At 58.1% G+C, this 21,262-nt stretch carries 17 protein-coding genes; 11 read left to right on the top strand and 6 right to left on the bottom strand.

What is annotated here, in order from left to right:
• Positions 1-17: 17 nt before the first annotated feature.
• Entirely contained in the window at positions 18-806 is a 789-nt protein-coding gene (locus HY011_19560) for a DUF3380 domain-containing protein (protein ID MBI3425140.1), read from the bottom strand.
• A gap of 33 nt (positions 807-839) precedes the next feature.
• Here HY011_19560 and HY011_19555 point away from each other — a divergent pair, with 33 nt between their 5' ends.
• The 6 genes from HY011_19555 (at position 840) to HY011_19530 (ending at position 8,566) form a co-directional block, all read left to right on the top strand.
• Entirely contained in the window at positions 840-1,178 is a 339-nt protein-coding gene (locus HY011_19555) for a hypothetical protein (protein ID MBI3425139.1), read from the top strand.
• Positions 1,179-1,426: 248 nt separating this feature from the next.
• Positions 1,427-2,827, top strand: a complete 1,401-nt coding sequence (locus HY011_19550; GenBank protein ID MBI3425138.1) for a TIR domain-containing protein — start codon at positions 1,427-1,429, stop codon at positions 2,825-2,827.
• A 168-nt stretch (positions 2,828-2,995) separates the two neighbouring features.
• Positions 2,996-3,964 (top strand): MoxR family ATPase, encoded by a 969-nt coding sequence (locus HY011_19545; GenBank protein MBI3425137.1) that lies wholly within the window; start codon positions 2,996-2,998, stop codon positions 3,962-3,964.
• A 2,819-nt stretch (positions 3,965-6,783) separates the two neighbouring features.
• Positions 6,784-7,527, top strand: a complete 744-nt coding sequence (locus HY011_19540) for a formylglycine-generating enzyme family protein (GenBank protein ID MBI3425136.1) — start codon at positions 6,784-6,786, stop codon at positions 7,525-7,527.
• An 80-nt stretch (positions 7,528-7,607) separates the two neighbouring features.
• A complete protein-coding gene (locus tag HY011_19535) occupies positions 7,608-7,748 on the top strand; it encodes a hypothetical protein (GenBank protein ID MBI3425135.1) in 141 nt (46 codons plus the stop codon).
• Between the two features lie 278 nt (positions 7,749-8,026).
• Positions 8,027-8,566 carry a transposase gene (locus tag HY011_19530; protein MBI3425134.1) on the top strand — a complete coding sequence of 180 codons (540 nt, stop codon included), beginning with the start codon at positions 8,027-8,029 and terminating at the stop codon, positions 8,564-8,566.
• A gap of 102 nt (positions 8,567-8,668) precedes the next feature.
• Here the strand turns inward: HY011_19530 and HY011_19525 are convergent, their stop codons facing one another.
• From HY011_19525 to HY011_19505, 5 genes are all read right to left on the bottom strand, one after another.
• Entirely contained in the window at positions 8,669-9,751 is a 1,083-nt protein-coding gene (locus HY011_19525) for an Rpn family recombination-promoting nuclease/putative transposase (protein MBI3425133.1), read from the bottom strand.
• A gap of 24 nt (positions 9,752-9,775) precedes the next feature.
• Complete coding sequence (locus HY011_19520; protein MBI3425132.1) at positions 9,776-11,077, bottom strand: hypothetical protein; 1,302 nt, start codon at positions 11,075-11,077, stop codon at positions 9,776-9,778.
• 149 nt (positions 11,078-11,226) lie between these two features.
• On the bottom strand, positions 11,227-11,916 hold the full coding sequence (lepB, locus tag HY011_19515) for a signal peptidase I (protein MBI3425131.1): 690 nt from the start codon (positions 11,914-11,916) through the stop codon (positions 11,227-11,229).
• Positions 11,917-12,118: 202 nt separating this feature from the next.
• Positions 12,119-13,060: a ribonuclease III gene (gene rnc / locus HY011_19510; protein ID MBI3425130.1), complete on the bottom strand. Its 942-nt coding sequence runs from the start codon at positions 13,058-13,060 to the stop codon at positions 12,119-12,121.
• 165 nt (positions 13,061-13,225) lie between these two features.
• Complete coding sequence (locus HY011_19505) at positions 13,226-14,395, bottom strand: hypothetical protein (GenBank protein ID MBI3425129.1); 1,170 nt, start codon at positions 14,393-14,395, stop codon at positions 13,226-13,228.
• Positions 14,396-14,904: 509 nt separating this feature from the next.
• Between HY011_19505 and HY011_19500 the strand changes: the two genes are divergently transcribed.
• The 5 genes from HY011_19500 (at position 14,905) to HY011_19480 (ending at position 20,935) form a co-directional block, all read left to right on the top strand.
• Entirely contained in the window at positions 14,905-16,038 is a 1,134-nt protein-coding gene (locus tag HY011_19500; GenBank protein ID MBI3425128.1) for a M20 family metallopeptidase, read from the top strand.
• Positions 16,039-16,115: 77 nt separating this feature from the next.
• Positions 16,116-17,381 carry an HD domain-containing protein gene (locus tag HY011_19495; GenBank protein ID MBI3425127.1) on the top strand — a complete coding sequence of 422 codons (1,266 nt, stop codon included), beginning with the start codon at positions 16,116-16,118 and terminating at the stop codon, positions 17,379-17,381.
• Positions 17,378-18,343, top strand: a complete 966-nt coding sequence (locus tag HY011_19490; protein ID MBI3425126.1) for an energy transducer TonB — start codon at positions 17,378-17,380, stop codon at positions 18,341-18,343. Before HY011_19495 ends, HY011_19490 begins: the two co-directional genes overlap by 4 nt.
• A 206-nt stretch (positions 18,344-18,549) precedes the next feature.
• Positions 18,550-19,944, top strand: coding sequence for a hypothetical protein (locus tag HY011_19485; GenBank protein MBI3425125.1), 1,395 nt, complete (start codon positions 18,550-18,552; stop codon positions 19,942-19,944).
• A gap of 37 nt (positions 19,945-19,981) precedes the next feature.
• Positions 19,982-20,935 carry a hypothetical protein gene (locus HY011_19480; GenBank protein MBI3425124.1) on the top strand — a complete coding sequence of 318 codons (954 nt, stop codon included), beginning with the start codon at positions 19,982-19,984 and terminating at the stop codon, positions 20,933-20,935.
• The last annotated feature ends 327 nt before the right edge of the window (positions 20,936-21,262 follow it).

Below are 21,262 nucleotides of genomic sequence, written 5' to 3'. Positions count from 1 at the left end.
CTCCCCTGTCTCACACTCTAGCCAACAATCGCCGCTTGCTGAAGTGCCGCCAAATCTTCTTCAGTAACCTCGGCAGCAATGGGTAGCCCGTTTTGCTCTCGAAATTCATTCAACGCTGAGCGCGTCAACCGGCCCGTCAAGCCATCCACGGTTCCGGGCGAAAAGCCCAGATAGGTCAGAAAGGCTTGCGCGGTGCGCACGTTCAAATCGGGCAGGGTGCCCGCCTGAAAGGCTTGAAAGGCTGCCGCCAATTTTTTGTCGTATTTGTTGATGGCGAAATCCGCTCCGTTGTAGACGCGCGCAAACCCGGCCCAATCGTGGGCGCGCAACGCAGCGGCGGCTTTAGGCTGGCTGTTGATGAAATGGGCCATCGCCAGCAATTGAGCATTCTCGCTTTCCATCATTTCCACCACCATCGTTTCGGTATCGGCATACCCGGCGGCCTGGGCATTGAACCCCATCACCTGCCCCAAGCCCCAGGACGCGCTGCGCAAGGCTGCCTCGCGATCCAACGCCACCGCACGCAGCAGCCGGTCATATTGCTGCGCGCCGCCAGGGCCGTAGCCGCCGGGCTGCCGATTGCTGATGTTGGAATCCACGCCGTCGAACCGATGGCTGGTCTCGCGGCTGAAAATATGGCGCTCGAATAAAATGAGCGGCCGGCGGTCGGGCAGATACCCGAACCCGCGCGTCTCGACCGTGCCGACAGCGACCAACTCGGGGACGCCGACCTGTAACAGTTGCGTTGCTTCTTCAATGCCATTGATGTCGAGCGGCATTGCGGTTCCTTGAAACTCTAGTGTCATGCTTGACCTCCTTGAATTGAAACGGATGCGGCGGTGGCGATGCTCGGTGTTGCAAGAAACAGAAGCCGCCGGGCTTCCGTCTGTCTGCTGAATGCAGATTGGTTTGGGCAACGAACGCGCCGCATTATAGGCCTTCGGGGTAAGAATGAAAGCGACGCCGTTGCTGGCCTTGTCGTTGCCCAAACTTTTGCGTTTTTGCCCCGGAGGCGCGACCAGACATTAGCCGTCTATGAAAACGGTGCCGTGGTCAAACGAAAAATGGCAACACCTGTTCTGCCTTACCGCCTGGCAGGTTTTTACGCAGGTGAATTGTTTGGCAAACAACACGCGACACTGAATCCCGAATCCCGAATCCCGATTCCTGACTCCTGATTTTTACGAAATCAGGAGTCAGGAATCGGGATTCAGTCTTATGCCGCTCGGTCGGCGCGCCCGCTGACTTTGCAAAACGGCTGTGCCCCGTTGCCGCGCACATTGCCAAGCCGCGCCCCGCAGTGCTATACCTGCGCCCGTTTTCAGCAGGTTCAGCGCGCCCCAGTATATTCGGCTCAATTCACAGGCCGTCCTTCAAACAAGCAGTGCTCAGGCAGTGGGCGAACATTGGTTGCAACGAGGTGTGTATGGCATCCCCCATCAAAGTCTTTTACTCATACGCGCATCTGGATGAAACGCTGCGCAACGAACTCGACCGGCACCTGAAAATTCTCGTGCGCGCAGGCGTGATTGAACCCTGGCACGACCGCCAAATCGGCGCGGGCGAAGAATGGAAGAACGCGATTGACGAGCACCTGGAAAGCGCGCGGATCATCCTGTTACTCGTCAGTTCAGATTTCATCGCGTCGGACTACTGTTACGACATCGAAATGAAGCGCGCGCTCGAACGGCACGCCAGCCAGGCTGACCCGGCGCTGGTGATTCCCATCATCCTGCGTCCCTGCCGCTGGCAAAGTGCGCCCTTCGGCAAATTACAGGCGCTGCCCAAAGACGCCAAACCCGTCACCAGTTGGGCCAATCGCGATGAAGCCTGGTTGGACGTGGAAGAAGGCATGCGCCGCGCTATCGAACAGTTGCAAGCCAAACAACAGCCGCCTGCGAGCGCGCCTGCCGCTGCGCCTGAAGCCGCCACGCAGACCACTCCATCCGCCCAAACCGAACCGTCCGCCGCCCAAACCGAACCGTCCGCCGCCCAAACCGTCGTCACCGCGTTGCCCGCGTTGCTGCCGCATCTGTGCGACCGCGGCAAACAGGAAGCGGCTCTTGTGCAAGCGCTCAAACAACATCGCCAAAGCCAGTCGCGCCGTCCGGTCGTTTGCCTGTTGCACGGCCACAGATTCGAGAGCCACGTCGAGTTTTTAGAACGCATGTACAAAGGCCCGTTGAAAAAGTTGTTGACCCGCACGAGCAAGGCCGCCGGGCCACGCGAGATTCCGTTGCGCGCGGCACACACGGCGTTTGAAAGCCCCGCCGGATTTTGGTGGGAGCTGGCCGTCGCCTTGGAAGTCAGTGACGCCGACCAGGAGCCGCAGCAGGCGGTTTATGAATTGTTGAAACAGAGCGAAGACCCGCTGATCGTCACGCTCGACCTTTCGACCAAGCTATTCAAACAGCCCGGCGCTGACTTGTTGCCTGCGTTTTTGCAATTTTGCGCGGCGTGGGAAGACTTGCCGCTCAATCGCGTCGTGCTGCTCTGCCTCTGCTTCCGCTTTGAAGAGCAGCCGCAGCCACGCTGGTTCGACTTCAAACTCAAACAGCGGCAGGCCTGGGAGCAGCAGTTGCAAGTCTTGTTGCGGGAACTTGAGCAGGATTTTTCAGCTTACCCGCAATGTTGCGGCGTGGCCTTGCCCGAATTGCCCGCGTTGACGCAAGACGATGTCAGAGCCTGGTACCGCATTCATCAAATCGGCGAGCGTTTCCGCATTAGCAAACAGTGGATTGACGATTTGTTTAGCGAGGCCGAGCAAATTTCCATGCGCGCCTTTGAAATGAAACTCGAAGCCCTGTTGGAACAGCGGTCTTCCTGATCTTTGTGGGACAGTACCGCGCGCGTGAGCAAGCGGCACCTTGGCAATTCAGCCAATGCGGGTAGCTTGACGCGCCGCTTGCTCACGCGCGCGGTACTGTCCCGGCGTCAACTGACTCTCGTAAACGCCATTGCAAACGGCTCTAAATCTTTATTTGAGGAGTTCACCATGCCCTATCCTTTTTACCCGAATCCCACACACCGCGAGACTGACGGCACGGTGGCCTTGCCCGAATTCAGCCGCGCCCGCCAAACCGATCCGGCGGGCTATCTGCCCGATGACGGTCTGGTGGATGCCGTGAATGTCGCGCTGCTGCTGAGCCAGCCGCTTTTGCTGACGGGCGAACCGGGCACCGGCAAGACCGAATTGGCGCGACATCTGGCGCACACGTTGGGGCTGGGCGTGCCGCTCAAATTCGAGACCAAGTCCAACAGCACGGCGCGCGATTTGTTTTACAGCTACGACGCGGTCGGCCACTTTCGCGCCAAAGACACCGGGGCGAGCGCCGCTGTGCTCAGCTACCTGCGTTGGAACGCATTGGGCGAAGCCATTCTGCGTTCGCGCGCAAGCATCGCAGAGCGCTGGCGCACGCCGGGCTTTGAGCACACGGGCGCGCAACGTGCGGTCGTGCTGATTGACGAGATAGACAAAGCGCCGCGCGATTTCCCGAATGATCTGCTCAACGAGGTCGAGCATCATTACTTCCGCGTGCCCGAACTCAACAACGACCGGATCGAAGCCAATCCGCAACTGCGCCCGATCCTGGTGCTGACCAGCAATTCCGAAAAGCATCTGCCCGAAGCCTTCCTGCGCCGCTGCATCTATTACGACATCGAATTTCCCAAGGACACACGGCTGGTGCAGATCGTGACCAGCCGTGTCGCCAGTTACGCCAACGGGCTGCCGCCCATGTTGACCGAGGCGCTGGCGTTGTTTGAACACTTGCGCGACAGCGGTTTGCGTAAGCGGCCCGCGACCGCCGAGTTGATTGATTGGCTGACCGCGCTGCGCGAAATGGGCGCGGATTTCGAGCAGCCGCTGCGCGCGCAACGCAAGTTGTTGCAGCGAAGTCTGAGCGCGCTCATCAAGATCAAAGAGGATCAGGAAGCCGCGCACCGCATCGCCAAAGAATGGTGATGTCGTTCCTGAGAACGCAGTTGGAAGATGCTGTTGGCGAATTCGTCAGGTTGGATTAACAACCCTGAAAGGGCGTAATTCAATAGCCGTGGGCCACGCCCACGGAACGGCGCGTAGGAGTTCACGACCCTGAAGGGGTCGAATCTGCTTTCAAATGCGGCCCTGTCAGGGCCGGGAATGGCCGCTGCTCACGCCGTGGGCGTTGCCCACGGCTATTGAATTATGCCCTTTCAGGGCTTGGGGAACTCGTCGGCAAATTCGCATTGTTTATGCCCGCACCCAACCTCCAACTCGAAGACCTGCTGGCCCTGGCCGAAACATTGCGCGGCGCGGGCTTTGCCATCAGCGCGCAGCACTACATCACCGCGCACGAGTTGTTGGACAGGCTGGCCGCCGCCAAGCAATTGCCCGCCGACCCGCAACAGTGGCGCACGTTGCTGGGGCCGCTGTTCTGTTCGTCTAAACGCGAGCAGCAGGAGTTTGCCGCGCATTTTCAGGCGTGGTTGCAGCGGCGGCCACGCTTGCTGCAAGCGGCGGTTGAGGTGGCAGCGCCTGACGAAACAAGCGTGACGCCGCTGCCTGAAGCTCGCCGCTCTGCGTTCAAGCGGTTGGCGGAATTGCGCACGTGGATGCGGCAAGCGTGGCAGCGTCCGCCGGTGAAAGCCGCGCTGTTGGCGGTGTTGCTGTTGGCCGGTGTAATTGCTTATCTCAGCGCCAAGACCACACAGACGCTCCCAGGCAAGGTGCTTGACAGCGAGACGCGCACGCCTGTCGCCTTTGCCAATGTCATCTTTGCCGATGGGATGGCCTATACCAATCGGCAAGGCGAATTTGAATTGGCCTATCACGCGCGTAATTTCGATTGGCTTTGGCGGCGGCGCACTGACCGCGCGCTGGCTTCAAACAACAGTTACGAACCGGCGGTTTCACAGCCCGTGCTGTTGCATCAGCCCACGCGGCAAACCATCGTGCTGAAACGCTATTCGCACATTCCAGCACCAAAATTTGACTTGGCGGATGCAACGCCGACGCCGTGCCCAAATCCTCCGTGCGACATCGAGCCGGTCAACAAAATCCTCTGGCCCACCTTCATCCCCTTGCTGCTTTATGCGCTCTGGTTTCTCTGGCGCTGGTATTGGCGCACGCTGATTGCGCAACGCTTCCAAACCAGCGGGACGCCGAGGTTGCGGCAGCTCAAGTTGCAAGCGGATGGCGTGAGGCTTTTCGATTCGCCCGCCTTGCGCCGCGCGTTGGTGGATTTGCGCCGCCATCGCCACGTAGCGGCCACAGACCTGGATGTGCCCGCGACGATTCGCGCGACGATTCGGCGCGGCGGTTTGTTTACGCCCAGTTGGGGCAGGCGGCGCGCGTTGCCCGAATATCTGTTGTTGATCGAGCGCGCCAGCGCCCACGACGAACGGGCGCGCGTGGGCGAGGCGCTGGCCGAACGCTTGAAGGCCAGTGACATCGGCGTCGAGCCGTATTACTTCCAGGGCGACGCGCGCGCTTGCCGTCCTTATGCCTTCGAAGGCGAGGCGCGCGCCACGCTGCGGCCCGCGCCGTTTGCGCCGAGTGTGTCGCTCAATGAATTGGCGTCGCGTTACCCTGAGCATCGCTTGTTGATCTTCGGCGCTGGCGTGGAATTCTTTGATCCCTTCACGGGCGCGGCCCAGCGTTGGTTGGAAGAGTTTGCGCACTGGCCCGAACGCGCCATCCTCACGCCCGTCGCGGCCTCTGCCAATGATTACCGCACTGAGGCTTTGCGCGCGCACGAGCTGTTGGTGTTGCCCGCCGATGAAGCGGGTTTCGAGGCGTTGACCGCCTGGCTCAACACGGGCCTCAACCTTGAACTGCAAACCGAGGCGCGCCGCGCCGCCGCCGCAACCTTGCCCGCCTTTATCGCCGAGCGTCTGAAACGCTGGTTGGAAACGTCAGCCCCGCCGCCCGCCGAGATCACGCAGTTGTTGCAACACCTCGAAACGTATCTGGGCGACGCGGGCTGGCTCTGGTTGCGGGCCTGCGCGGTTTATCCGCAAGTGACCTGGGAATTGACGCTGTATCTGGGCGCGCGCCTGGTGGGGCAAGACACCGAACGGGCCGAACAGGTGTTGCGGCTGGTGCGGCTGCCGTGGTTCCGCTACGGGACGATGCCCGATTGGTTGCGCGGCGAATTGGTGGCGCGCTTCACGCCGACGGAACACACGCGCGTGCGTGGCGTGATCGAAGACCTGTTGCAACACGTGTTGACCAAACCGGGCGCGGCCATTCCGCTGGAAGTGGCAACGCGGCCCGCTGCTGATGAAGACGCTGAGCCGCGCTGGTGGCGGCGCTGGTTCAACGCCGTGGCCGAACCGCTGCGGCGTTGGCGGCGGCGGCGCGCGCTTTACCGGTTGTTGCAAGGGCAAGCGCCAGAGAGCCGTTTGCGCGATTACGTGCTGCTCAGCTTTCTGGCCGGGCGGCACATCAAACCGCTCAGCGTGCAAGCGCCGCGTTGGTGGGAGCGGTTGTTGTTTGAAGACGGACAGCGCGCCTTGGGCATGCATCCGTTGACGTGGGGCGTGGCGGCGCTGGCGTTGGCGGCGTTTTGTTTCTGGCGGTTTTATGCGGAGCCGATGTGGCGGTTGCCTGATCCCTTGCCCATCGGCGCGCCGCCGGTGACGCGCCCGACGTTTGACCCGCGCGTGTCGTTGACGCCTACGCCGACACCTGTGCCGACACCGACACCAACGGTGACGCCAACAGTTTCGCCGACGGGTTCCCCTGGCCCTTTGGCGGGCGGACCGGGCGAAGTGCAAGACCCTGACAGGCCGTTGCTGGGGATGGAAGGGAAAGGCCTCTGGGAGCTTATGCCCAGCGAGGGTGGCTACCGTGTCAGGATGGGCGCTGATGTGGTGCTGGATTTGGTCGCCCTGCCCGGCGGCGAATTCACGATGGGTTCGGACAAAATCACAGATGATGAAAAGCCACCGCATCAGGTACGCGTGGCGGGCTTTGCGATGGGCAAGTACGAGGTCACACAGGCGCAGTGGGAGGCGGTGATAGGCAGCTTGCCAAATGTCGTCTTCAAAGGCGCTGACCGTCCGGTGGAGCGCGTGTCGTGGAATGACGCACAGCAATTTTGTCAACGACTGTCACAAATGACCGGCAAGCAATTCCGATTGCCGACCGAAGCCGAATGGGAATATGCCGCGCGCGCGGGCAAGACGACTGAATACAGCTTTGGCGATGATGAAAAACTGCTTGATCAGTATGCGTGGTTCAGTAGCAATTCCGGCAACCAGACACATACAGTCGGGCAGAAGCAACGCAATCAATTTGGCTTGTACGATATGTACGGCAATGTTTGGGAATGGGTGCAAGATGTGTGGCATGACAACTACGAAGGCGCGCCGGTGAATGGCTCAGCTTGGTTGAGTGGCGGAGACTCAGGTCGCCGGGTGCTGCGGGGCGGCTCGTGGGGCTACGATGCGGACTACTGCCGTTCTGCTTTCCGCGTCTTCAATCTCCCCGCCATCGTCAACGACCTCGGTTTTCGTGTCGTTGTCTCTGCGAGGACTCAGTAACCCTCTGCACTTTTTACCCTTTTTACGCTTTTACCATGCGTGCGAAGCACGCATGAAATTTTTTGAGGGGGTGGCAAGAATTGAAAAAGAAAACTCCACCCGGAGAATTGCCCCTAATCGAACAAACGCGCGACTTGGTGTTGTGGTATGTGCCCCTGCTCAACCACCCGCCGCGTGATCATCGCTACACGCTGGGCGAACGCATCATTACCAGAGTCTGATGGGGACGGTACCGCGCGGGGACGGTACCGCGCGCGTCAGCAAGCGGCACCTTGGCTACTCAGATAGTGAGGGTGATTGGCCTGCTCCACCTGCGAGTGGAGTGATAGGGCTACTGCTGAGGCTTGGCCGTCGGCCAGTAGGTGTGATTTGATGGCGCCGCTGTTGGCCCGGCTTGCGGCCAGTGGGTTTGCTTGTCAGAGGCCGCTTGCTCACGTGCGCGGTACCGTCCTCGCGCGGTACCGTCCCCGCGCTGTCCCGCTTTGCAGGGAGGTCATACATGCCCAAACGTGAGTTTGACGAAGCTGCTCGGCCCTTGGCCTACTTTATCTCCTTCCGTTGTTATGGCACCTGGCTGCACGGTGATGCGCGCGGGTCAGTAGACCGGTCGCACAATCGCTACGGCACGCCCTTTCTTTCCCACGATGAGTTGCGTGAATACGAAGAGTTCCAGCGGCTTAACCGCGCGCCGGTGACGCTCGACACGGCACGTCGCACGGTGGTTGAGCAGACGGTGCGCGAAGTCTGCCAGCAGCGCCAGTGGTTGTTGCACGCGCTCAATGTGCGCACCAATCACGTCCACAGCGTAATCACGGCAGGCCGCGAACCTGAAGACGCGATGAACGACCTGAAAGCCTACGCCACTCGGCGCATGCGCGAGGCCGGTGTGTTGCCGCCCGATCAAAAACCGTGGTCGCGCCACGGCAGCACCCGCTGGCTCTGGACGCCACACAGCTTGGCTTGCGCCATAGACTACGTGCTCAATTGCCAGGGCGATGAGTTGCCGAATTTTGCCGCGTGGGAAAAAGAAGAAGACTGATGCCGGAACGGTACCGCGCGCGTCAGCAAGCGGTTCGTCAAGTACGGCACATTGGTTCAATGATGCAGGTGCCGCTTGCTCACGCGCGCGGTACCGCAAGGATCACGCAGTTTTTTCCGCCTTCGCCCGTAGCCAGGCGGACAGGTCTTTGGCCGACTTGAATTCCAGCAGCGCCTCGCCGAGTTCCATCAGTTGCTCAAAGGAAAGCTTGCGCAAACGCGCGGCCGTGCGCGCGCCCACCGCGCCGATTTGATGTTCCAGTAAACGCAACGTGAAGGTGAGCGCCGCCTCTTGCCGGCCTTGTTGCAAGCCCTCCTGCCAACCTTCTTGCCGACCTTCCTGCCGGCCTTCCTGCCGGCCTTCCTGCCGACCTTCTTGCCGGCCTTGTTGCAAGCCTTCTTGCCGGCCCTTTTGCAAACCTTCTTTGACCCAAGCGGAAGCCATTGTTTCCATAATCTCTCCGGTTTCTGTGGGGAACGCTGTTTTCAGTTCCTCAAATTCGTGTCTGGTCAAGGGGCGCGTGATCTCCGAAACGTAGCGGAGCACGGTGGCAAAGTATTCTAACGCACTCTGCTCCCAGATGGGCAAGAGCCGCACGATCTCTGGCAGCCGCGCGAGCAACTGGTCTTCAAAAGCGTATTTCAACACCAGCAAGGCGACGCGGGTGAACGCCGCGCCGACCAGCTCCGCCGCGCTGAAGGCTGAGAGGTCGAGCAGCAGATATTCCGATTCGTCCACGTATTGGCGCAGCCCGGCGAGTTCGCCGCCTTCCAACAGCGCGCCGAAACTGCGCGGGACGCGCCAACGTTTGCGCCCGTGGTAAAACACGAGCGGCACGATCAGCGGCAGCTTGCGTGGCTTGGCGCGCGCCAACCGTTCCCAAATCCGCACTTTGTAACGCAGCACTTGAAAGGCGACCAGTTCATCCGGTGCGCTCTTGTGCTCGAAGAGCAAATAGACATAAGCCGCGCCGCCGCGTTTGAGCCGCACGCGGTAAAGCAGGTCGGAGTAATGTTCCTGCAACTCGTCATCCACGAACGAGTCTTTGACCAATGCGGGTGCGCGCAATTCCAGCGCCGCCGCCGTTGCGGCGGGCAGGTAATGCGCGAGCACCTCAGCCGCGACTTCAGGCCGTCCAAAGGTGGCTTTGAAAAATTTGTCGTGCGGGTTGTTGAGTTGAGACATGGCTTGCTCCGCTGTGTAAGGCTGTTACGGGCGCATATATTCCGTCCGCAAAAACAAATACGTCCCCCAGCCACTGATCGCCACCGACGCCACGAACAGCAGCGCTTCAAGCCATGAGACTTTCTTTGGGCTGCTTTCCAGCAAGACCACAAACATCCACGGCAACAGCACCATCGCGTAACGGTAAGAGAACTGCCAGCCGCCCGGATTGCCGTGGCACCAGAGCACAAAGGTCAGCACCGCGATGGCCGCCCACGCCAGCCATTTCAACGTCGCGTCTTTGGATCCGCAGCGAAAGAGAAAGAGCAGGTACGGGCTGCTGAGCAGGATCGAACCGCCGAAGCCGGTCGGGACGAGATAGGGATACGTCGGGAGGCGCCGCCACGGTGTCAGCAGCATTTCCTGAAAGTTGAGCGGGATGGCGTGCAGCGAAAAGATGCCGTACCGATACCAAGGTTCTTCCAGCACTTTCGGGATGCGGGCATAGCCGAAATCCAGCAATGAACCGAACCGCGCGTAGTTGTAAGCCAGCGTGGCGACGCCGAGCAGGAAAGGGAAAAGCGAGAAGACAATGGCGGCGCTGACAAAACGTTCGCCACGAAGAAACGAAGTAAACGAAGAAAGGAAGGAAGAGAAAGAAGGCGTGTATGCGGAGCCTTCGTGTTCTTCATTTCTTCGCGGGTGCCTTTCTGGCTGTCGTTGGTGGCGATACAGCAGGTAATAGAACAGTGGCGCGAGCAGCAGGATTTCAGTGCGGTTGCCAAAGGCGAGGGCGAAGCAAAAGCCGGCAGCCAGCGGGTTGAAACGGATGAGCGTGAAATAGAGCGCGCCCAGTTGGGCAGCGACCGCTACGCCAAGCGCAATATGCCACGCGCCCGCAAACGCCAGGTTCGCCCACATCCAGGTGCCCAGCAGCGGAAAGAGGATCAACACGAGGCGGCGCGGCCCGGCGTCTTGATACTTGGCGGAAAGCAGATAGAGGAAGTAGGCGGACACGCTGGCCGTTAGGGCCGCGAGCGTAACGCCGGGAAAGGCTTGAACGAGGTGCAGTTTTTTTAGCAACGCGAGCGGCAGCATCGTCAAGACACTGCCGAGCGGGAAGGCCGAATAATACTGGCCGTTGTGCGGGATCATCTCGCTCAGCCACGTCGGCGGCGCTTCGGTTTCGCCCAGGCGGCCTTGTAGCAGGGCGGAGGCGATGCGCAGCGTGTAATCGTAAAACTCGCCGGTGAGCGGATTGGAAAGGTAGTAGATGAGAAAAATCCCCGCCACCAGAATGAGCGGCAGGGAAGTGGAAGCTTTTGGATCGTTGGATGGTTGGCTCATTGCAAACAAGCCCGCTTGAGGTACTTTGGAAAGCGGCGCAATCAAATGAGAAGAGCGCAACACGGTACAGCAACCTTTCCAGGTTGTTGGGTTCCTCGCTGGTTGCTCTTAGCGGAAGCCCACAGCAACCTGGAAAGGTTGCTGTACTTCTATTTGATCGCCGTGCCGGTGCGCCGCCAGTTCGAGCGCGTGAAGATGTCGGTCAGCCGGTTGCCGGTCGTGGGCGTTTCGGGGTCGCTTGGATTGAACGACCAATACACATAGAGCGCGTGACCGATGATGTTGCTGCGTGGGACGAAGCCCCAATAGCGGCTGTCCAAACTGTTGTCGCGGTTGTCGCCCATCGCAAAATAACTGTCGGGCGGCACGATGGCGGGTTCATTCACAGCGAAACGCAGTTGCGAATCGGCGTTGAATTCGGATGGTTCGTGATCGCGGTCGTCGTAATAGACGCGATAGTGCGCCCCGGGCGGGGCGGGTTCGGTCTTGATTTCCGGATGCGACGAATAGCGTGTGTCGAGCAGGTTGATGGTGACGCGCTGTTCGGGCAACTCCTGGCCGTTGACGAAAACGTGCGTGCCTTTGACTTCGACTTTGTCGCCGGGCAATCCGACCACGCGCTTGACGTAATTCACCTTGGGGTCTTGCGGAAATTTGAAGACGATGATGTCGCCGCGTTTGATCTCGCGCGTCGGCAAGAGCTTGCCCAAAATAGGTGTGGGGCGTCCAAAGAGAAACTTATTGACGAAGAAGTGATCGCCGATGTGGATGTTGTTTTGCATCGAACCGGTCGGCACTTGCACGGCTTGCGCGATGAAGGTCATCAGAAAGAGCGCCATGACGACGGTAATCAAACCTTGTTCGACATACTCACGCAACACTGATTTGGGCGGTGCGTTCGAGACGAACGGCAAATAGGGCGAGACCATTGGCTGGCCTGCGGGCGTGACATTGATAGTTTCCTGTTCGGTCATAATCCTGGGCAACGTTCGAGGCTTTGCTGGCGAACCGGCGCACCGCCTGGTTCACCGCAAAAGTGAGTTAGTCGGTTAGCGTAGCTTCCGGTTCAAGCGGCAAGATCACTGCTTCCAGCACTGCTGGTGCGGCGTCCTCTGCCGATGCAAGTGTTTCCGGCATTAAATTCACGCGCTCCAATTCCTGGGTCAGGTTATCCAGCGCCGAACGCGCTGCGGCCTGATGCGCGCCTTTGATGGTTGTGCCTTGGCCGGTGGCGATGCATTTGCCGCTGACGCGCAGTTCGATCTGGAAGACGCGGTGATGATCCGGCCCCAGGCTCTCGACGATGGCGTATTGCGGCGTTGGCAGCCCCAGCGATTGCAAGCGCTCTTGCAAGGCCGTTTTGTAATCGGCCATCGCCAGGTTTTGCGGGTCAACGATGGAAAACGTCAGGGCGAATTCGCGGCGGATGAATACTTTCGCGGCTTCGATGCCGCCGTCGAGATAGATGGCCGCGATCAGCGCTTCGTAAGCGTCTACCTGCAACGCCATCTTGTGGCGGCCACCGGTTTTCTCTTCGCCACGGTTGATGAGCAGATAGCCACCCAACCCCAAACGCACCGCGTGTTTTTGCAGATTGACGGCGCTGACGGCGTAAGCGCGCAGCTTGGACAATGTGCCTTCATTTTGCGTCGGGTAGAGTTCCAACAGCCAAGCGCTAATCAGGAATTCCAACACGGCATCGCCGAGGAATTCCAACGCTTCGTTATGGGGTGGACGCGGTTCTGCTTGTTCGTTGGCAAAGGAGCGATGGGTCAAGGAGCGGCGTAACAGGTTGCGATCACGGAAGGTGTAATGGATCAGCCCTTCGAGTTGCGTGAGCAAGTCTTCAAAGGTTTTGCTGGTTAAGGTGATCGCTTCACCCTCATCGCCGACAGCAGAGGTAGGCGCAACTTCCAGACCGACCTCGTTGACCATCGCATCAGTCGCGGCTTCTGATGAAGCGGCCGCTGGAGTGGCTGTCAAAGAGGCTGGCAGGGAGCCAGCAGGCAATGCAATTTCTTCGCTTACTTCGTTAATCACACAATCTTTAATGCCGGGGGAGATCATAGCTAAAGCCAGCTCCCGCGTTGGCGAGCTGGCTTTAGCAAAGGTTACTTGCGCGGGAGCCGCCACGCAAAAGTTGCCGGGCTAACGGCGTTTCTTTTTGACCGGAGCAGCTTTGCCTTTGGCCGGGGCCGCTTTCGTCCCATTGACCGCGCCACTGCCGCCGGGCGCACCACCAGCCCCCGCATTCAGCTTCACGGGGCCGCCAGTCGTCGGTGGGCCCGTGGGAGGCGCCATCGAAGTTTCTGCCTTCGCGGGCACTTCCACGTCGGGAATCGCCGGGTCGGCTTGGTAGTTTTTCAGATAAGCCGCGCCCTTTTCTGGTGCATCCGTGCGGTATTTCCAGAGCGAGTTAAAGGATTCGCGGGCCGCATCCAACAAGGGTTTTGCTGATGGCGCGGTCGCCACGGCAATCACGCGCGCATATTCCGCGATCAGCTTATCAACGACGGTGTTGATCTGTTTGAGTACTTCCTTGCCTGCGTCACCCGTTTTTTGGTCATCGGGCAGGGCTTGATACTGTTTGCTCAGTTTTCCGTATTCAGCATTGTAGATCGTGGAACGCAGCCAATAATTATTCGGGTCTTTCACCCCGATATTGTCTTTGCCTTTGACCGCGATGGATTTACCTAAATAGGCCAACGCCTGCTGCGGGTCGCCGTTGGTTTGGATGACGTACCAGCCCAGGTATTGATTGCCGAGAGCCTGAATGTCCTCACGGAATTGCGCAGTTTGCTTCTTTGCTTCTTCATCGGCTGGCGCAGGAGCCGAAGGATCAAAAAGCTTGAGCGCTTTTTCCATATAGCTCTTGGCTTTTTCTTTATCCTTGTACATTTCTCCTAATGCCGCGCTGCTACCAGCCAAAGCTTGCTGCGCTACCACGTAAGGGTAATCCGGTTGTTTGGCTAAGAAGGCGTCGCCCGCGCCAAGAAGCTTTTCAAGTTTCGGGCTATCCGGCCCGGCATAGTATTCGGCAAGCGCTGCTTTGAACTTTTCCCAAAGCTCACCAAAGTCTTTTTTCTCAATTATTCCATTGGCATTTTTGACATAAGTACTGCCCGGGAATTTCGCCCGTAGCTCTTTGGACATTTGATAGCACTCAGGCGACTCATCCTTTGGCTTCGGATAACAGGTCGCATACCAAGTTCGTTCAAATTCCGCTTGCGGATTGTCCTGCGCCTTGGCGCTGCTCGGCAAAAATGCAAACGCGCCCCACAACAGCGCCTGCACTAGCAAAAGGCTCAACTTCTTCATATTGAAAAGGTCCTCCATTTCATCCTCGGATCGGTGTCTTGAATTGGTGTGATATATGACTCTGACGGCGAATCCTATGTTCCCACGTTACGCCAGCGCAGCGGCATCGCCTGGTTGAACTTGCCCGTTTTGACTTGTGCGAGTTGGGCAGCCAGTTCGCCCCAACCGCAAGGAAGTCATTACGATCACACCCTTCGGCGCGCCGCCGACGCTAGCCAAAACTCGCAGGAGACAGTCTTTGGCGGAACGACGGATGAAATGCCGAGACGACGGAATCTATGACGGAGCAGCTTGATATACTGATGCTTGCGCAAACGGTTCTAGTTAGAACTTGTCAGAGTTTCGAGTATTGTGCATGATTCAAATGCTTTGTCAAACTTGCGGGAAACCGCGAAATCACTGGCGAATCATCGCTTTTCAGGGTGTTGCAAGAACGGCCGCAACGGGGTGATCTTGCAACACCTCCCATATTCAGTCACCAGGCCCGGCCTGCATTTCCTATGTCATCCTTGCTTACACATTTTACTGACCGCCAATCCGCCATTCTCGAATTGACCCGACTCCTGGTCGAACGCGAAACGACCTCGCGTGAAGAAGCGCGGTTGAACGAAATCGCCTCCTTTGTTGCCGCTCTTTTTCAGGAATTAGGCGCGATAGTCGAACCCTTTCCACAAGCGGGATATGGCACGCATGTGCGCGTTCGCTGCGGGTTCGGCCACGCAGCGGATGCGCAACACGTGTTGGTGATTGGTCATCTGGACACAGTCTGGCCGGTCGGCACACTACAACGAATGCCTTTCCGGTACACCGCTGACGGCGCGGCACATGGGCCAGGCATTTTTGATATGAAATCCGGCATCGCCTGTCTGATCGAGGCCCTGCGCACGATCAAAACGCAAGGTCTGGCTACGCAACGGCCCCTGACCATCTTGCTGACTTGCGATGAAGAGATCGGCAGTCGCACCTCACGCAGTTTGGTCGAAGCGGAGGCCGTGCATGCGGCGGCGGCCTTAGTGCTGGAACCGCCCATTCCCGGCGGCATCGTCAAAACAGGTCGTAAAGGGATAGGCGTGTTTTCCTTGCGTGCCCTGGGCCGGGCGGCGCATGCGGGGCTTGACCCCAGCAAAGGCGTCAACGCCATCGTTGAGTTGGCGCAGCAGACATTGCAACTGGCCGCACTGAATGATTACGAGCGCGGCACGACGGTCAATGTCGGCGTTTTTAACGGCGGCACGACGACCAATGTCGTGCCAGCGGAAGCGACGGCCAGCATTGACGTGCGTTTTTGGACGCAGGCCGATGGAGCATATCTGGAAAACGCGATCCGCAGCCTTAAACCGATTCTGCCTGAAGCGCAGCTTGAGATCGGTGGCGGCATCAATCGTCCGCCCATGCCGCGTTCGCCGCAAAATTTAGCCCTGTTTGAACACGCACGCGGCCTGGCTGGCGAGCTTGGGTTCGAGTTGAAAGATGGTGTCGTCGGTGGCGGCTCAGACGGCAATTTTACGGCGGCGCTGGGGGTGCCGACGCTGGACGGGCTAGGCGTGGATGGCGCGGGCGCGCACGCCGATCACGAGCACATCATCGTCAGCGACATCCCCCGGCGCGCCGCATTACTGACACGCTTGTTGCAAACGGTTTGAAACAGTGGTCAGTGGTCAGTGGTCAGTGGTTAGCAAAGACCCACTGACCACTGACCACTGACCACTGACCACTGACTATGGAACGTATTTACCGCGATCCGGTACATAACATCATCGCGCTCTCGACCGCGCGGACGGATGACGCTTTGCTCATTCGGCTAATTGACACGCCGGAATTTCAGCGCTTGCGGTACATCAAACAGTTGGGGCTGGCGCTTTACACCTTTCAAGGCGCTGAGCATTCGCGGTTCACTCATTCGCTGGGCGTGATGCACGTGATGACGCGCGTACTGGATCACCTGAGCAAGAAGTACCGCATTAGCAGTGAAGCGCGGCTGGTGGCGCGCGTGGCGGCGATGTTGCACGACATTGGTCATGGGCCGTTTTCGCATGTCATCGAAAAGATTTTACGGCAGCACCACGAAAACTGGACGGCGCGGATCATTGCTGAGCCAAACACGGTCGTGCATCAATGTCTGACAGAGGTGGATGCGGCTCTGCCTGAGAAGGTGATCGCCGCCATTGAGCACCGCTTTCAACCGGCGTTTATCGGTCATTTGGTTTCGTCGCAGTTGGATGTTGATCGGCTGGATTACCTCTTACGCGACAGTTTGATGACGGGTGTGAAGTATGGCAACTATGATCTGGAATGGATTCTGCACGCGCTGGAAATTGATGAAGTGAATGATCGCATCTATGTTGCCGCCAATGGTCTTTACGCGGTCGAAGAGTATTTGCAAGCGCGGTTTTATATGTTCCGCCAAGTGTACTTTCATCGCACCTTGCGTTCGGCGGAAGGCATCCTGGTGAGCATTCTGCGACGCGCGGTGGAATTGATGTGCGCCGGGGAACTGCAATTCGTCGTAGCCGGTTCGGTGATAGAGCGGGTCTTGCGCGGCGAGGAATTGGCGGTCAGCGATTATTTGAACTTCGATGATCACGACGTGATGTTTCATCTGAAACAATGGATGCGTGAGCCGGATGCCGTGCTCAGCGATCTGGCCGAGCGCTTTATCAAACGGCGTTTGTTCAAGGCGCTCGATCTGGAAATGGCCGCCGAGGCGCGTGCCGAATTTGTAGCTGCTGCGCGCAACTGCGTGACGGCGGGCGGTTTTGATCCGGCATATTATCTGGTCGAAGATCGCGCGGCAGATATTCCTTATTACGGTTATTACCGCCCGGACGGCAAGTCGCGGCTGATCGTGGAGCGCAGCACGGGCAGCCGTGAACTCTGCGATATTGCGGAAGTCTCGACCGTGATCCGGGGCATGCGCGGTTACGAAATCCACCGCATCTGCTACCCGCCGGAAGTGAGCGGGGCAGTTGAGCAATTAAAGCGATGAAACAGCGACGCGAGGTTCTCAAAATTCTGTTTGGGGCGTGTTCGTTTTGGCTGCTGGCGGGTACGTTGGCCGCTGCACAAACACCGTTGCGCCTGGCTGTGGTTGATTTGAGTGGTGATGAAGCCGGCGCGGTGACCGCACAATTGCGTGAGTTGGCGAAAGGCCGATTTGAATTGCTCGACCCAGCGCTGATACGGGTTGCCGCCCAAGGCGCGGGTTATAGCGGCAGCTTGAACCTGCGCCGTGAAGAAGCGCGCACGTTAGGCCTGAGCCTCGGCTGCGAATTCTATTTACTTGGCCGCGTCCAAAGCGGGCGGCGTTTGGGCGCCGACAATCAGCCGTATTACGAAGCCTGGACGGGCTTGTTTCTCGTCGAAACACGAACCGGAGACTTGGCTTTCTTTGGATTTGCCCGCGAGCAAGCGCCGCAGGAAGACACCGTGCAAAAGAAGCTGGCGCTCGTGTTGCCAGAGGTTTGGCAGCGCTTGGATAAGGCGCTGTGGTTGACTTATAACCGGCACCTAACTGAAATTGCCGAAGTTGGCCGCACGCCGTTGGCCGTCATCGAAGTGCTCAATGATGACCAACTTGGACAGCAAGGACAGCAGCCGATTTTTTATCAGCGTTTGAAGCCCGAATACACGTCAGCGGCTGAAGCCGCAGGCGTCACAGCCACGGTCGAACTCGAAGCGGTGTTTCAAGCCGATGGCAACATCGGGGAAGTGACGGTGGTGCGCTGGGCGGGATTCGGTCTTGACGAGTCGGCTATCAAGACAGTGAAGAAATTGCGCTTCAAACCTGCGCGTCAGGCCGAAAAAGAGGTCACGATTCGCGGCTTGGTACGCTATAATTTCCGCCGTCCACCCGCGATGGCTGAGCGTCTGGAAGAAGCGGAGCGACTCAAACGCAGCCTGCGCGAGCTGACAAGCCCCGTGATTAAAAGCCCGCTGCCTCATCCCTGAAGTCTTGTTTGGAAAGTTTCTTCAGTTTTGGCGCAGCCATGTCAGGTGCTGAATCTGGTGCCGAGTCAGGTGTTAGGTGTGGCGATTCATTCATTTGCTTCACGCCGCATAAACGGAACCATCACAATTCGCGAATAGCAAACGGCTTTGTAGAGGTCACAACCATGAGCTTTGAGAGCTTTGTAAAGGTTAGGGGAAAGGTCGAAATGAAGTTTGGCGGGTTACAGCTCTGGCGCGCTTCCTTTTTGTTGTTGTGCCTCTTTCTCGCGCCGGTGTTGGCAGTGCGCGCGCAGGAAGCCTCGTTGCCGAATGCGGAAAACACGCCCGCCGCGCGCGATATGCGCTTGAAAGTCTTTGATCAGGTGTGGCGCGCCATCAACGAGAGCTATTACGACCGCAATTTTCACGGCCTGGATTGGCTGGGGCAACGCCAGCAATATCGTCCGCAGGTCGAGGCGGCGCGGGACAATGCCGAGTTTTACCGTGTCCTGCGCGGCATGATTGGGAAACTGGGCGACGCCCACACGCGTGTTTATGCACCTGAAGATGGTTTTGATCGGTATCGCCCCGCCGGAACTACAGTGGGACTGACCGTCCGGCGGATTGAAGGCCAAGCTGTAATCACCGCGGTCGAACCAGGTTCTGAAGCGGCACGGCTGGGGGTTAGGCCAGGCCAGATTGTGGCGCAGGTGGACGGCATCCCCGTCGAAAAGATGTTGTTACGCTTGCTAGATGAGTTGGGTACGAGTTCAACGCCGACCGCGCGCGATTTGCAAAGCCTTGACCGGCTCTTTTATGGTCAACGCGATACTCAGGTCGGTGTCAGTTTACTAAATAATGACGACCAGCAAGTGCGCACGCTGAACCTCACGCGGCGCTATGTCGAGTTCCAACGCCGTGTTACGACGCGCGTCTTACCTTACAACATTGGGTATATCGAATTGACGGGCTTTGGCCCCGAAATCGAACGCGATTTTGATAAGGCCATGCAAACCCTGCAATGGACGCGCGGGCTGGTGCTGGATTTGCGCAATAACGGCGGCGGGTTTGTAAGCACGGTTGCCTGGATCGCCAGTTACTTTTTCCCGGAAGAGACCGATCTCGGTGAATTCATCACGCGCCAAGGCCGTTCCAGCCGGCGCAAAACCTGGAAAGCGCGCCTTGCCTATCGCGCCCCGCTGGTGGTGTTGGTCAGTAACCGTTCGGCCAGCGGCTCCGAAATTCTCGCGGCGGCTATGCAGGAGCGCAAGCGGGGCTTGATCGTCGGCAGCAATCCGGCGACCTGCGGTTGTTTGCTCGGCGTGAGCCGGACCTTGCGGTTGGATGATGGCGGTAAGCTGAATATCAGCGACACCGATTACCGCACGGCCTATGGTAAACGCATTGAAGGGGTGGGCATTCAACCGGATCAGCGGATTGATATGCGCATTACCGATTTGCTGGCGGGCAGAGATAGCGTCTTGGAATCATCCGTAGATCAACTCAGCCGCAACTTCGTTTTTGGCGCGCGCAACACCGAGGTGGAATTCAAATTGAAAATTCCGCAACTGGTCTTCCAGTCCAGCGCACGTCACTTGCCAGCGTCTAATCTCAACCGATAGACTGCGCGCATCCCCAATCCCCACAGGAGAAGCGACCATGAAACATCAGCACCAATGGGCTGTCGTGCCCTTTTTCGTTATCCTTTTTTCGCTCGAAATCCACGCGCAATGGACGATCGCCTTTCAGGAACGCTCGAAACGTGATCTGAATGGGGTTTTCTTCATTGACCAAAACCGGGGCTGGATCATTGGGGACAACGGCATCATTCACGCGACGCAGAGCAGTGGAACGGAATGGACCTCGCTCAATCCCCGCGTTAGCTCAAACTTGAGCGATGTTTTTTTCCGCAATCAAAACGAAGGCTGGTTAATCGCCAGTGGTGCACAAATCCTGAAAACACAGGATGCCGGCGAAACGTGGGAGTTCGTCTACCAAATACATCTAGCGCCGGGTAAACGAAAAGAAGATACCCCCGAACTTTACAGCCTGTCTTTTCCCAATGGGAAAAAGGGCTGGGTCGTCGGCACCGATGGCCGCATCTTGCACACCCAAGACGGTGGTCGCAGTTGGGCTAATCAGGAAAGCGGGACGACCGAAGAACTCGTACACGTCAAATTCGTCAGTGATCAGCGCGGTTGGGCTATCGGCGGCGGCGGAACCATTTTGTTTACGGATGATGGCGGACGAACTTGGGAGTTGCAGGCCAGCAATACCACAAAACACCTCTATCATATCGAAGCCCAAGGGAAAGATAACGCCTGGGTGGTCGGCGATGATGGCACGCTGCTGCGTACTTCAAATGCCGGGTTAAGCTGGGAAAAAGTGGCGCTGACGACGAAACAAAGCCTCATCAATATTGCCTTCGCCAACGTCCGGCAGGGGTGGGCTGTTGGCTGGAAAGGAACCATCCTGCGGACAGAAAACGGAGGACAGACTTGGGTTGAGCAAGAAAGCGGCACTCAGGAAAACCTATACGGCATCTCAGTCAAAAAGAATAAGGTTTGGGTGGTCGGCGCCGAAGGGTTGGTTTTGCGCTATGAAATCCATTAACAAAATGTTGCAACCGATAGAGCTTAGCGATCAAGCTTATCAAATGGTTAGCTCGAACAATGCCAATTGAGTGGCTATGATTGGGCTAAGCTGATGCAAGAGATGACTCTGCACTGCTTCAAATTATCGTAACGTAGTATTGTGCAGCTTATACTCCTGCTGTTCCTCGAACTAACCCCTTCAGGACTTACGCCAAGATTTGCCACAGAGGCACGGAGACACAGAGAAAGACCGCGATCTCCGGCAGAATTGTAACAAAGCTCTGTGCCTCTGTGCCTCTGTGGCTACCTCGCTCGTGTTTTGCGTAAGTCCTGCCCTTAATACACC

This window comes from Acidobacteriota bacterium (assembly GCA_016196035.1).
Classification (GTDB): Bacteria; Acidobacteriota; Blastocatellia; order RBC074; family RBC074; genus JACPYM01.
The sequence above is the reverse complement of the archived record's forward strand: the minus strand, read 5'-3'. Positions and strand labels throughout refer to the sequence as shown.